Genomic DNA, 12,472 nt, shown 5'->3' on the forward strand with positions numbered 1-12,472 from the left:
AAAATTCCCATTGTTTATGCTGGCCCCGCCAGGTTGTTTGGAGCATAAGGTATTGGACTCCCTCATTAATGTTATTACCGCTCTGTGGCATCAGGACTTTACTACCCTGATGGCGCCCGGGAGTGCTTTGCTGATTTACCTGTGTGTCGGGACCCTGATTTTTCTTGAAAGTGGCTTTATTCCGGCTGCGCCGCTGCCCTGTGATTCTGTGGTGATCCTCTCTGGCACCCTTGGGGCTGTGGGTGTGGTTAACCCTGTGCTGATGTTGATCATCATTATCTGCGCCGCCGCTATCGGCAGCTGGCTGGCCAATATGCAGGGTAAGTGGCTTAATCGCCTGCCTATGGTGCAGCGTTGGGTGGACTCGGTGCCATCCGACAAGCTGCAAACCGTGGATAAACTCCTGGGCCGACATGGTCTGGTGGCCTTGTTTACTGCCCGTTTTATTCCTGTTGTTCGCTCACTTTTGCCCTTGATGATGGGCATGCGTTTGCAGCGCCAGCGGGTGTTCCAGTACTTTGCCTGGTTCAGCGCCTTTATCTGGGGCTGCTTGCTGGTAGGACTGGGTTATCTGTTACCTTCACTGCCTGAAAATGTCAGTCGGGTAGTGACCATGATTTTGATGGCCGCGCCAATCATCACTCTGTGTCTGGCGATCAGCAGTTGGGTGATATTCAAATTCCGCGGCAAGTTAAAGAAGTCAGCTTAGCCATCTCATCTTATGTGTATGGAAAAGCAAAAAGCGCCCGCGGGCGCTTTTTTATTACTTCTCAGAGCAGATCCTGGGGATCTCTGTCCAGGCTCCAGCGGCACTTCTTGGCCGATTGCAGCTGACTGACCTGAGCCAACATGCGTTCGGTTTCCTTTTGCAGCCGGGTTCTGTCTTTGGCCTGGAACATCAGCTGTCGTCTGTATTTACCGGCTTTTCGGTCCAGCGGGGCAGGCATCGGGCCTATCACTTCAAACTCTCTGTCTCTGGGCAGCATCATCGCCATCTCATTCAAAAAGCTATCGGCATCCTGAGGGTTGTGGGCCTCGGCCCGGATAAGCACCATGTGCCAGGCGGGTGGCAGCAGAGCCTGTTGTCTCTCCTGCAGCTGGCTGCGGGCAAACTCACCATACCCTCGCTGCATCAGATCTCTCAGGATAGGGTTATCTCCCTGATGGGTCTGCAGCAGCACCATGCCGGGTTTGGCGGCCCGACCGGCGCGGCCGGACACCTGGGTGTAGAGCTGGCCGAAACGTTCAGGCGCTCGGAAGTCGGCACTGAACAGGGCACCATCGACATCAAGCAGACCAACCAGAGTTACATCGGGGAAGTGATGACCCTTAGCCAGCATCTGGGTGCCCACCAGAATTTTGTACTCGCCTCTGTGGATAGCACCCAGGTGTTCTTCCAGCGAGCCCTTGAGGCGTGTAGTGTCACGGTCGATACGCACCACAGGGTGTTTGGGGAAGAGTTTTTCCAGTACTGAGGCCAGCTGCTCTGTGCCGACCCCCTGACCGGCCAGCATGGTACTGCCGCAATTATGGCACTGGCGGGGAATAGGATACTGGTTACCACAGTGGTGGCAGCAGATCTCCCCCAGCTGCTGGTGCAGAGTAAAGAAGGCGTCGCAGCGATCGCACTCATGCAGGTGGCCACACTCGTGGCACAGTAGTGCAGGGGCAAAACCGCGGCGATTAAGAAACAGCAGTACCTGATTGCCCGCATCCAGGTGCAGGCGCATTTCATTTATCAGTGGTTGGGATAAACCGGCAGTCAAAGGCTGGCTGCGAATATCGATAATCCCTTGCTTAACATTCTGGGCTGCGCCCGCCCGTTTACTCAAACTCAGGTGGCGATAGCGCCCGCTGAGCGCATTATTAAGGGTTTCCAGCGAGGGGGTGGCGGTTCCCAGAATCACGGGGATCCCCTCCAGATGACCTCGCATGACCGCCAGATCCCGGGCGTGATAGCCAACGCCTTCCTGCTGCTTGAAGCTGGAATCGTGTTCTTCATCCAGAATAATCACACCGGGATATTTCATCGGCGTGAACAGGGCTGAGCGAGTGCCGATAATAATGGCCGCTTCACCACACTTGGCGTCGCGCCAGGCGTTCAGGCGGGCATTGTCGGTCAGGCCCGAGTGGATAACAGCGACCTTTACCCTGAAACGACGACGGAAACGGTTGATGGTTTGCGGTGTCAGGCCAATCTCGGGGACCAGGATTAGCGCCTGCCGACCCTGTTTAAGGTGGTGTTCCAGAGTAGCCAGATAGACTTCGGTCTTGCCTGAGCCGGTAATCCCCTCCAGCAAGGTACAGCTGAAATTATCTTCCTGAGTCATGGCTGCTACCGCCACGGCTTGCTCTTTGTTGAGCTTGTGAGGTTCTTCATCCATCACCAGCAGTTGGCGCCAACTGAGATCCAGTTGCTGGGTAATCTCCAGCTTTTCTACCCAGTTCTTGTCGCACAGGGCTTTAAGTCCTGACTTGCTCAGCTCCAGCGCGTTGAACTCTTCATCGGTCAGGGCTGACTTGGCCAGCTCCATCAAAATCTTCTGTTGAGCCGGTGCTCTTTTGATACTGGCAGGATCGGCAGCGCGCCCCGCTTCGGTCAGTTGCAGCTGGGTGATGGTATCGCGACTGGAGTCAGCGCCCTTTCGCAGCGCCGCTGGAATCGCCTGGCTCAGCATCTGACCATGACTGCAGAAGTAATACCTTGCAGCCCACTGGGTGAGTTTATAGAGTGGGTCAGGCAGTAGTGCTGAGTCATCCAGCAGCTCAATAATCGGTTTGACCTGCGCCGGAGCCAGGTCGCACTTATCTGTTACCCCTGTCACCAAACCTATCAGTTGCTGGCGGCCGAAAGGCACTTTAACTCTGGCACCTATGGCAGGTTGCTGTGGCATACTCTCTGGCAGGCGATAGCTGAAATCGCGTTTCAGGGGAACCGGCAGCGCAACCTCTACATACAGGGACATATCAGGGTAATTTCTTTTCAGGATGGCAGCTTAGTTTACCCAAAGGGAATGATTTGTGAAGGACGAAGGAAGAATGCTTAGATCAGGTGGTGCAGGATTTTTAGGGCTGTTATTGCTGTTGCTGACAGCTTGGCCTGCGAGCGCGGAGATTGAACATATCAGCTTGAACAAACTCCAGTTTCTTCAGGGCGAGTCGGTGAAGATGCGGATAAACCTGGTGGCTGAACCCAAAGATCTCAGGCGACTTGAGTTTGTACTGTGGCAGGAGTCAGGTCCGGAAAAGCTGATGGTGCAGCGCCTCAGCCCCTATCTGGTGGAGTTGATGGGGTTTGAAAAAGTGGTCGACCCCAATGCTTATATTATGGTGCGCGTATACTTGATAAACCGTTGGGAACCCATGACCCGCATTGCCCTGTTTAATGAACTGGATGCATTACCCGATTACAGTCAGATTGCGGCTGCAGTGGAAAATCCTGCCCCGGCTCAGATCAAAAAGGATCAATTGGGATCCGGATCCGATCTGATTGCTGCAAATTGCACCATAGATTATCAGCCCGGAGAGACCCTTTGGCGTATAGGTACCCGCTATGCCAAAACCTGGAACAGCCATGTTTATGGTGCAATTCTGGCGATTTTTGAAGCCAATAAAGGATCTTTTTACAAGAGTAATATCAAATACTTAAAGAAGAATGCTCATCTTGAGTGTCCTGCGCAAGGCGCCTGGAATGGCTATGGCAGCAAGGCTGAGGCGGAGCAGATGTTTGAACAGTTAAGCACCGCGAACTAAGGCTGGCGAAGGCTGGAAAATCTGCTTGTTTCCCTTGGCGAGATACTGTACTATTCTGCGCCCTGAACATATGTCATTAACTGCATGTGGTGTCCGACTTCGGGTTGGAAGAGCGACATGGCCTTAAATTGAGGTAATCCCAATGAAACCAGGTATCCATCCTGAATACGCAGAAATCACTGCAACCTGTACTTGTGGTAACGTTATCAAGGTGAACTCTACCGTAGGTAAAGATCTGCACCTGGACGTATGTGGTGCTTGTCACCCATTCTACACTGGTACCCAGAAAGTTGTTGATACCGGTGGTCGTATCGACAAGTTCAACAAGCGTTTCGGTATGCTTGGCAAGAAGTAATTGCGATTGCAATGATTTCTATAAAAGGCGCCTCAGGGCGCCTTTTTTGTATCTGGAATTTGTAAAAATAGCCACTCGTCCGACCAATTGTCCAATTTTCTAGTAAATTTACAATTTATCTTCAGTAGTTCCTCTGTAAACCGCATTTTTAGGCAGTTCTGAATGTAGCTTTTCTACAGTTAACCCTACTGCAAAAGCCTAATTTACTGCCTGAATAATTCAGCTAATATCAGGTTTGCTTTAATTTTTTTACACTAAACCCATAAATCACAATATTTTGTTTAAATAGCGTTGATATTGGCGTATTGTTGTGCGCCTGTAGACCCCGCACCTGTCAATACTGCTTTGGGAGAGACAGTGTTGATATCTGAAGGGTTGACCTCTTTCGCTCAAATTAGTTGTTTTTCAGGAATAGAAAATGACCGACCTTCGTCAACAAGCCCTTGATTATCATGAGTTTCCTGTGCCAGGTAAAACTGCTGTTTGCCTGACCAAACCCGCCCGCACCAGTAAGGATTTGGCACTGGCCTACAGCCCGGGTGTGGCTGAGCCTGTGCGTGAAATTGCGTCTAACCCGTCTGATGCCTACCGCTATACCAATAAAGGCAATACGGTTGCCGTTATTTCCAACGGTACTGCGATTCTGGGTCTGGGGAATCTGGGACCTTTGGCATCCAAGCCTGTGATGGAAGGTAAGGCTCTGTTGTTCAAGCACTTCGCCAATATTGACGCGACAGATATTGAAGTGAAGCACCGTACTACTGAAGAGTTTATCAATACCGTTGAAGCGATCGCCGACACCTTTGGTGGTATCAATCTGGAAGATATTAAAGCGCCAGAGTGTTTTGAGATTGAGCGCGAGCTGATTGAGCGCTGTGCTATCCCGGTATTCCACGATGACCAGCACGGTACTGCGATTGTGACTGCTGCCGGTATGATCAATGCGCTGGAAATTCAGGGCAAGGAACTGTGCAAGGCGGTATTCGTTTGTATGGGGGCCGGCGCTGCTGCGATCGCCTGTATGACCATGTTGGTTAAGTGTGGTGCCCAGCGCGAGAACATCTATATGCTGGACCGTCAGGGCGTACTGCATACCCGCCGTGATGATATGAATGAATATAAGCAGCTGTTCGCCAACAACACAGACAAGCGCACGCTGCAGGATGTTATCGCCGGTGCGGACGTATTCCTGGGTCTGTCCGGTCCGGACCTGCTGACCGAAGAAGATATCAAGTTGATGGCTGACAAGCCGGTGATCTTCGCCTGTTCCAACCCGGATCCCGAGATCAAGCCTGAGCTGGCCCATGCTACCCGTCAGGATCTGATCATGGGTACTGGCCGCAGCGACTATCCAAACCAGGTTAACAATGTTCTGTGCTTCCCATTCATCTTCCGCGGTGCACTGGATGTGCGTGCTACCCGCATTAATGATGAGATGAAGATTGCTGCCGTTCGCGCGATCGCCGATCTGGCGAAAGAACCAGTACCGGATTCGGTACTGGCAGCCTATGAAGGCGTGACCGAAATGAAGTTTGGCGCTGATTACGTACTGCCAAAGCCCATGGATCCACGTCTGTTGTCCCGTATTGCCAAGGCTGTGGCGCAGGCTGCCATCGACTCAGGCGTCGCTCAGCTGACTGACTTGCCTGATGGGTATATGGACTGATTGAGTTGAATCTGTCACAAGGGGCCTTCACGGCCCCTTTTTATTGGCTTCGACCCGTTTAACCTGGACCAGAGATTTATTGGCGTTTTATAACTGCTTGAAAGGCTGTGCAACAAGCTGCAAATATGGGTTTTTATGTGACTCAAGGTTGCCTTTTGTTGGTCACTTAGAAATAATCAAGCTTCCTCAGTACAGGTGCTGAAACATTTGGCAAAAAAGCTGCTCACTGCTTAAGGATACTTGATGAGTGGCACCGCTTTCACTGAGTTTATTTTGTTGTCGGGATCATGCTTGTCGACAGTTTATGGTTGTAGTTGAAGAAAATGACATTCAACTGCAGTTGACGTGGCGATGGCCGTTTTCAGAGTGACAGGGACAAGACGCTGAATATGAAGCTGACTCGAATGCTGACAAAAAAACTGGTGAGCTTCTGGATTGTATCTCTGGCGGCTGTGGCTTTCCTGTTCATGCTGTTTGCATTTTTCAGCTATGTGCACCTGACTTCCAGATTCCAGCAACACCAGGTTGATGAGTTGCAATCTCTGCTTATTGTTGAACGTCATGAGCAGCGCAACGAACATGTTAAAGAGTGGCTTCCCTCAATACTTCAGGCCTACGACGCCCAGTCCTTCGATCTTCTTGAAAATGGTAAAGTTATCTACAGCTATCGCGCAGAGCAAGTATCCGGGCGTCCGGTACTGTATCTAGAGCAGCTGTCAGTCGAACCGGATCTGAGGATGCGGCTTGAACTTCCCAGACCCTTCACCATCAATACCCCTGACTGGCAGGAGTTGTCGATTATCGGCGTCACTCTGTTGTTTCTTATCCTGTTGGTGACCTATGGGCAGAGTTGGTTGAGAAAACAGATGATGGGGATTGAAGAGCTCTCTTCCCGTAGCCAATTGATTCTGGCTGGTGATTACCAAAAAGCAGCCAAGGCCGAGGGTAACGGTCAACCTAAATTGATTAATAAAGCGATTACCGAGCTGTTGAATGCGCTTGAGGATGCCAGCGTAGAGCGCACCCGCTTTGATCAGTTTATTCGCACCAACACATTTCTCGATCCCGAAACCCGGGTGGGAAACCGGCTGTTTTTGAACAATCGCCTTGAGGCGCTGAGCTATCAACAACGGATGATAGTGTCGGGGACTCTCTACCTGATCATGCTCGAAGGTCTTGAAACCTATAAAAAGAAGCAAGGTGAGCAGGAATTGTCTGAACTGCTGGATCTGGTGATCGACGGCATCAATAAGGTGTTGAGCTTACAACCCAACAGCCTGCTTGCCCGACGGGCCAGCAATCAGTTTGCTGTGGTGGTGCCGCAGTTTTCTTTGGCCGAAGCCGATCATCTGGCGGAGCGCTTACTCAAGTTGTGTGTGTCGCAGCTGGATCTGGTTACCCGCAAAAAGGCTCGCTGTTACATAGGCGCAGCTTATTTTCGAGAAGGAGATCCAGTACACCAGTTGATGGAAGAGGCCGAGATGTCACTCAAGGCTGCTCAGCTGCAGGAAGCCAGTAATTGGTTTATGTACGATAAAGGTGCCGTTGATGAAGAATTTGCCAAAGGTTCTGTAAGATGGCGCTCATTATTGGAGACAGCTCTGGCTCACCGTCGTGTGTACGCCTACGGCCAGTCAGTTGTCGATATTGACAATAATGTGCTGCATACCGAATTGTTCAGCCGTATCAAGGATGCTCAAGGTAAGATGATCCGTGCCAACCAGTTTGTGCCCATGGCCAATAAGGTTGGTTTGATGCCGAGAATTGAGCGACAGCTTATCGAGTTGGTGTTGACCCAGGTTATTCCCAAATACCCTGATGCATATTTCAGCGTTAATCTGAGTCTGGACAGTTTGCAAAATAAGGCGTTTGTTCACTGGCTGACCGGCTATTTACTGGAGCACAGAGCACACATTCAAAGACTGATTATTGAAATATCTGAAGAAGTTATGGTCAGGCATGGGGATAAGTTCAAATCTGTGCTGCAGATGATTAAAACCATGGGAGCCAAGCTTTGTGTCGACAATGTCGGGCAGGATGTTGTCAGTGTTCACTATATGAGTGAGTACAAGGTCGATCTGATGAAACTGCACAGATCAATTATCCGTCAGATTCACCTTCGCCCAGAGAATCAATTGTTTGTGCGAAGTCTGATTGGCGGTTTGTACCGCACAAATGTTACAGTACTGGCAGAAGGTGTTGAATTGTTCGAAGAGTGGCAAACATTACAAATTTTAGGGGTCAGTGGTGGTCAGGGTAAATTCTTTGGTTCCCCTGAAGCGGTATAATCCTAATTTGCATTGCAAAGTTAGTAATTTAATTGGCGAACACGGTAAAATCCGCTTAACTTACAGATAGGCTGGGTAAATTGTGTTAATTGCCTAAATCACAAAGAATTATCTGCAAAGTTGTGCTTGGTAACGGCATCGAAAAACCGTTGCGATTATTGATGTGGCAGATTTTGTGCATATGTGCCGGGTATGGCAATTTCCCCGTTAATCACTACTGGAAAGTAGAAATATTATATGAATAACACTGTTTTCAATCGCCTCGCGTTTTGGAAGAAGCGCCGCGAGGGGAAGGTTTTGGGAGTCTATATTGCACCTGACAGGGTTTGGGTTCATCAGGCTGCCGCCGAAGACCAGGCCGCGGTTGAAATGGAGTTCGCAATCGAAGGTGACTGGGAAGACATTTTCGGTAAAGTGGCCAAAGAGTTTGGTCACGCCAGCTTAAGGATAGTGCTGGCCCCGCATTGGTATCAATTACTGCCGGTAGACCGTCCAGATGGTGACGACAATGAAGTCGCCAATAGCTTGCTGTGGGCGGTTAAAGATATGGTCAATATTCCTGTGCAGAATCTGCATCTGGATTTCTTCGACTCATGCTTGCCCAATCAACCCAAGGTTTCTGTGGTTGTCATGGATAAAAGCGAGTTGCAAAAGTTGGTTCACGGCGCCGTTGACTCCCATTTGACGATTGAAGGCATCAGCATCGAAGAGCTGGCGATGTGTCATGTCACTCCCAAAAACGAACAGGCGAAATTGATTATCAGCCACTACGCTGGCCAGGACCTGCTGTTTACTGTGATACGTGATGGTGGCCTGTGTATGCATCGGCGAGTCAGAGGTTTTACCGATATTCATGCCATTTCCGAGCAGGATCTGGCGTACGGCGCTGCTGACAATTTGAGTCTGGAGCTGCAACGCTCCATGGATTATTTCGAAAGTCAGCTGCGTCAGGCCCCTGTATCCGCTGTTGATATCCTTATCGATGGTGCCAATGAGGCCCTGGCCAAGCTGGTGGGGGCAAACTTTAATCAGCCTGTCTCTGCAGTGCCACACACCTCGGTAGGTATCTCTTTTGCTGGCTGTGCGTATCAGGAGTGGCAGCAGGAGGAGCAGGCATGAAAACCCGCATTAACCTGTTAACCCCGGATCTCCTGCCACCTGAGCTCCGTATCTCCTTTGAGCGAACCGTTCTGGTTGCGCTGATTGTCTTGGTGGTTGGTGGCGCAGCCAATGCCTGGTTTTACTGGAAGAATAACTTCCTTACCCAGGAGTTGTCCCAACATCATCAGGCCCGGACCCACCTGCAGAACCAAAAGAAAGATCTTGAACAGAAGGTCAGCAACCATAAGCCGGATCCCCGCCTGGTCGCTCAGGTTAAAGCCATGGATGAAAGGCTGTTACTGAAACAACAGCTGTTGGCTGAGCTGGATCGGCGCAGCGATATCACCAGCGAAGGTTTCTCCACGCTGCTGACTGATCTGGCGGGCGTGTCAGCAAACAAGCTATGGCTTACCCGTATCCAGGCCGCCAATCAAAAATTCAGTTTTGAAGGTTACAGTGTGCAGGCACAAACGGTTCCCTTCTGGATTGACCAGCTTAAGTCGACTGAAACCCTTAAGGGCTATGCATTCTCCGCCATCAATATGGACCGCGGCGAAGGTCAGCCTATTGCCTTTGTGTTAAGCAGCAAGCCAGAAGAGAAACCGGCTGCGACAGCGGAGGGCGCCAAATGAAGCATCAATGGCACCAGTTAAGAGATAAGTTTGATGCCCTGACCGCCAGAGAGCGAGGCTTGATTGCCATCGCAGTGCTGGCTGTATTACTCGCCATATTGATCTTGCCCCTGAGCAGTATGATGGAGAGTAACCAAAAGCTGAGCCGGGAAATTAAATCTGTCACTCAGGAAAATGACATTTCCAACCAACAGATCGCCATGTATCAGGCCAAACTGGCGGAAGACCCAAATGCCGAGTTCCGTCGTCGTCTCGATGACCTGCAGCAGCAACTGACAGATATTGAAGACAGGCTGGAAAGCCACAATGTCGTGCCCTCAGATGTTATGCCTGTGCTGCTGAATACCATGATGGCCAGCGCCAAACGGGTTACGGTTACCGGCTTCGAGTCTTTGCCACCCAAGCCTTTGCTTGATGGTGATACGGAAAGCAAAATCAATCTATATAGCCATGGGGCGAAATTAAATATTAAAGGCCAGTACTTTGATGTTTTACGCTTTATGCAAACGGTAGAGAAATTGCCTGAGAAGGTTTACTGGAAGCAGTTGGACTATCAGGTCAAGGAGTATCCGCTGGCTGAGGTATCGCTGGAGTTCTACACCCTGAGCGTCAATGAGGAGTACATCAGTGTTGCTTATTAGACTCGTTTCCACCGGCGCTTTGATGGGGCTGCTGACCTGTTCAGTGGCCTTTGGTGTTGGCGCCCAGACGCTTAAAGACCCAACCCGGCCTGCAGTGATATTTGATCCCGATGGAAAAGGTCCGGTTGCCAGTAGTGGCAACGGTAGGTTGGTACTCAACTCAATCACCTGGACGGGGAAACAGGCTTTCGCCGTTATCAATAACAAGATTTATCATAGGGGAGACAGTGTGCAGGGAGTGAAAATAAGTGAGATCAACAAAGAGCAGGTGATGCTTGAAGATGGTCGCAGATTGGTTTTGTTCACCTCTGTCACTGGGAAATAAGGTTAACCTCATGATTTCAAGTAAGTATTCTTTTCTTATTGTTCCCCTGTTTGTGATGGGGTGCCAGTCGGTGGATCGTCCTCAACCTGAGGCCGCCAAGGAGACAGTGCGGGATATGATGTCCCAGCAGCAAGCCAAAGCTGCAACGCCCCCGCCACCGGCAGTGATGCCAGATTCAGTGAAGCGGGAGTTGGCTGCCTCAAGCTTGCTGGGCGACAGCCAGGCAAGAGTGCCTTCTGAGCGCAGGTTTGATGTCTCTGCCAATGATGTGTCAGCCAGAGTCTTCTTTGCCAGCCTGGTTCAGGGTTCTCCATTGAGTGTGGTGGTGCATCCCAATGTGACCGGCGAAATTACTCTGTCTCTTAAGAAGGTGACACTGAGTGAGGCGCTGCAGGTCGTTGAGGATATGTATGGCTTCGACATCAAGGTCGAGGGCAATATCCTGCGTGTCTATCCTGCAGGCATGCGTACTGAAACCTTCCCGCTGAATTATCTGTATATGCAGCGCCAGGGGTTGAGTATCACCTCTGTCAGTGCTGGTCGCATTTCTGATAACAGCAATAATGGCAATTCCAGCAATACCAACTCCTCCAGTAACAATCTGAGCAATAACGTTGGCGGCAGTGATAGTGGCTCCAGCAGCCAGGAAACCAACGGTACTTTTATCCGTTCGCAAACTGATACGGATTTCTGGGGCGAACTGCAGGAAACCCTGACTGCTATTATCGGCAATACAGGTGGTGGTCGTCAGGTGGTATTGTCTCCTCAGGCCGGTCTGGTGACTGTGCGGGCTTATCCCAATGAGATCCGCGAAGTGCGTAACTTCCTGCAGAAAGCCGAAAGTCATCTGCAGCGTCAGGTGATTCTGGAAGCCAAGGTGCTTGAGGTGACTCTGTCTGATGGCTATCAGCAGGGAATTCAATGGCAGGATGTGCTTGGCCATGTCGGCAGTACCAATATTGAATTTGGTACCTCTCCAGCGACGTTGGGCGATACCATCACCAACACTCTTGGCGGCATTACTTCTTTGAAAGTTTCTGGTAAAGACTTCTCAGCCATGATTAGCCTGCTGGATACCCAGGGCGATGTGGATGTACTGTCCAGCCCACGGGTGACGGCGACCAATAACCAGAAAGCTGTGATTAAAGTGGGTAAGGATGAGTACTTCGTGACTAACGTGTCCTCCACAACTGTAGCGTCAGCAACACCGGTTACCACACCTGATGTGGAGCTGACCCCTTTCTTCTCCGGTATTGCATTGGATGTTACTCCTCAGATTGATGAGCAGGGCAATGTACTGCTGCATATTCATCCTTCCGTTATTGACGTCAGCGAGCAGGTTAAGCAGATCAAGGTCAGCGGCAGCACATTGGAATTGCCTCTGGCAGAAAGCGAAATTCGTGAGTCTGATACCGTAATCAAAGCCAACTCAGGCGACGTAGTGGTGATTGGCGGTCTGATGAAGTCTGACAACACTGAGGTGGTGTCTCAGATCCCGCTGCTGGGTGATATCCCGCTGCTGGGCGAAGCCTTTAAAAACCGTGCCATGCAAAAGCGCAAGACAGAGCTGGTGATCATGCTTAAACCAACCGTGGTAGGCAAAGACACCTGGCAGAAAGAGCTGGAACGTACCCGTGATCTACTGGACCGCTGGTACCCGACAGAACAGCAAGATGATTCCCAAGAGCAGGGGCAGGAGCAGTAACAGGCT

Annotated in this window: 11 protein-coding genes; 10 read left to right on the forward strand and 1 reads right to left on the reverse strand. The window is 50.6% G+C overall.

The window, feature by feature from the left end; translation table 11 throughout:
• Positions 1-52 precede the first annotated feature (52 nt).
• Positions 53-709 (forward strand): DedA family protein, encoded by a 657-nt coding sequence (locus L2725_RS00305; protein ID WP_205407365.1) that lies wholly within the window; start codon positions 53-55, stop codon positions 707-709.
• A 61-nt stretch (positions 710-770) separates the two neighbouring features.
• Here L2725_RS00305 and priA read toward each other — a convergent pair whose 3' ends face one another.
• A complete protein-coding gene (gene priA / locus L2725_RS00310; RefSeq protein ID WP_249247016.1) occupies positions 771-2,966 on the reverse strand; it encodes a primosomal protein N' in 2,196 nt (731 codons plus the stop codon).
• A gap of 73 nt (positions 2,967-3,039) precedes the next feature.
• On the opposite strand from priA, the gene L2725_RS00315 reads away from it, so the two are divergent.
• The 9 genes from L2725_RS00315 (at position 3,040) to mshL (ending at position 12,466) form a co-directional block, all read left to right on the forward strand.
• Positions 3,040-3,753 carry a LysM peptidoglycan-binding domain-containing protein gene (locus L2725_RS00315; protein ID WP_249247017.1) on the forward strand — a complete coding sequence of 238 codons (714 nt, stop codon included), beginning with the start codon at positions 3,040-3,042 and terminating at the stop codon, positions 3,751-3,753.
• Positions 3,754-3,895: 142 nt separating this feature from the next.
• Positions 3,896-4,108 carry a 50S ribosomal protein L31 gene (gene rpmE / locus L2725_RS00320; RefSeq protein ID WP_249247018.1) on the forward strand — a complete coding sequence of 71 codons (213 nt, stop codon included), beginning with the start codon at positions 3,896-3,898 and terminating at the stop codon, positions 4,106-4,108.
• A 418-nt stretch (positions 4,109-4,526) separates the two neighbouring features.
• A complete protein-coding gene (locus tag L2725_RS00325; protein WP_249247019.1) occupies positions 4,527-5,774 on the forward strand; it encodes a malic enzyme-like NAD(P)-binding protein in 1,248 nt (415 codons plus the stop codon).
• 389 nt (positions 5,775-6,163) lie between these two features.
• On the forward strand, positions 6,164-8,062 hold the full coding sequence (gene csrD / locus L2725_RS00330; RefSeq protein ID WP_249247020.1) for an RNase E specificity factor CsrD: 1,899 nt from the start codon (positions 6,164-6,166) through the stop codon (positions 8,060-8,062).
• A gap of 297 nt (positions 8,063-8,359) precedes the next feature.
• Complete coding sequence (locus tag L2725_RS00335; protein WP_249247021.1) at positions 8,360-9,181, forward strand: MSHA biogenesis protein MshI; 822 nt, start codon at positions 8,360-8,362, stop codon at positions 9,179-9,181.
• Positions 9,178-9,795, forward strand: coding sequence for a fimbrial assembly protein (locus L2725_RS00340; RefSeq protein WP_249247022.1), 618 nt, complete (start codon positions 9,178-9,180; stop codon positions 9,793-9,795). The genes L2725_RS00335 and L2725_RS00340 overlap by 4 nt, the downstream gene beginning before the upstream one ends.
• Positions 9,792-10,436 (forward strand): MSHA biogenesis protein MshJ, encoded by a 645-nt coding sequence (locus L2725_RS00345; protein WP_249247023.1) that lies wholly within the window; start codon positions 9,792-9,794, stop codon positions 10,434-10,436. The genes L2725_RS00340 and L2725_RS00345 overlap by 4 nt, the downstream gene beginning before the upstream one ends.
• Complete coding sequence (locus tag L2725_RS00350) at positions 10,426-10,761, forward strand: general secretion pathway protein GspB (RefSeq protein WP_249247024.1); 336 nt, start codon at positions 10,426-10,428, stop codon at positions 10,759-10,761. Before L2725_RS00345 ends, L2725_RS00350 begins: the two co-directional genes overlap by 11 nt.
• A gap of 10 nt (positions 10,762-10,771) precedes the next feature.
• Positions 10,772-12,466, forward strand: coding sequence for a pilus (MSHA type) biogenesis protein MshL (gene mshL / locus L2725_RS00355; RefSeq protein WP_249247025.1), 1,695 nt, complete (start codon positions 10,772-10,774; stop codon positions 12,464-12,466).
• The last annotated feature ends 6 nt before the right edge of the window (positions 12,467-12,472 follow it).

Origin of the sequence: Shewanella corallii (assembly GCF_023349125.1) — a bacterium.
GTDB lineage: Bacteria > Pseudomonadota > Gammaproteobacteria > Enterobacterales > Shewanellaceae > Shewanella > Shewanella corallii.

Excerpts from the sequence above, each read along its gene's own strand:
- csrD (WP_249247020.1), top strand. The coding sequence starts at position 6,164 with ATGAAGCTGACTCGAATGCTGACAAAAAAACTGGTGAGCTTCTGGATT.
- L2725_RS00315 (WP_249247017.1), top strand. The coding sequence starts at position 3,040 with ATGCTTAGATCAGGTGGTGCAGGATTTTTAGGGCTGTTATTGCTGTTG.
- mshL (WP_249247025.1), top strand. The coding sequence starts at position 10,772 with ATGATTTCAAGTAAGTATTCTTTTCTTATTGTTCCCCTGTTTGTGATG.
- L2725_RS00345 (WP_249247023.1), top strand. The coding sequence starts at position 9,792 with ATGAAGCATCAATGGCACCAGTTAAGAGATAAGTTTGATGCCCTGACC.
- L2725_RS00340 (WP_249247022.1), top strand. The coding sequence starts at position 9,178 with ATGAAAACCCGCATTAACCTGTTAACCCCGGATCTCCTGCCACCTGAG.
- priA (WP_249247016.1), bottom strand. The coding sequence starts at position 2,966 with ATGTCCCTGTATGTAGAGGTTGCGCTGCCGGTTCCCCTGAAACGCGAT.
- L2725_RS00325 (WP_249247019.1), top strand. The coding sequence starts at position 4,527 with ATGACCGACCTTCGTCAACAAGCCCTTGATTATCATGAGTTTCCTGTG.
- rpmE (WP_249247018.1), top strand. The coding sequence starts at position 3,896 with ATGAAACCAGGTATCCATCCTGAATACGCAGAAATCACTGCAACCTGT.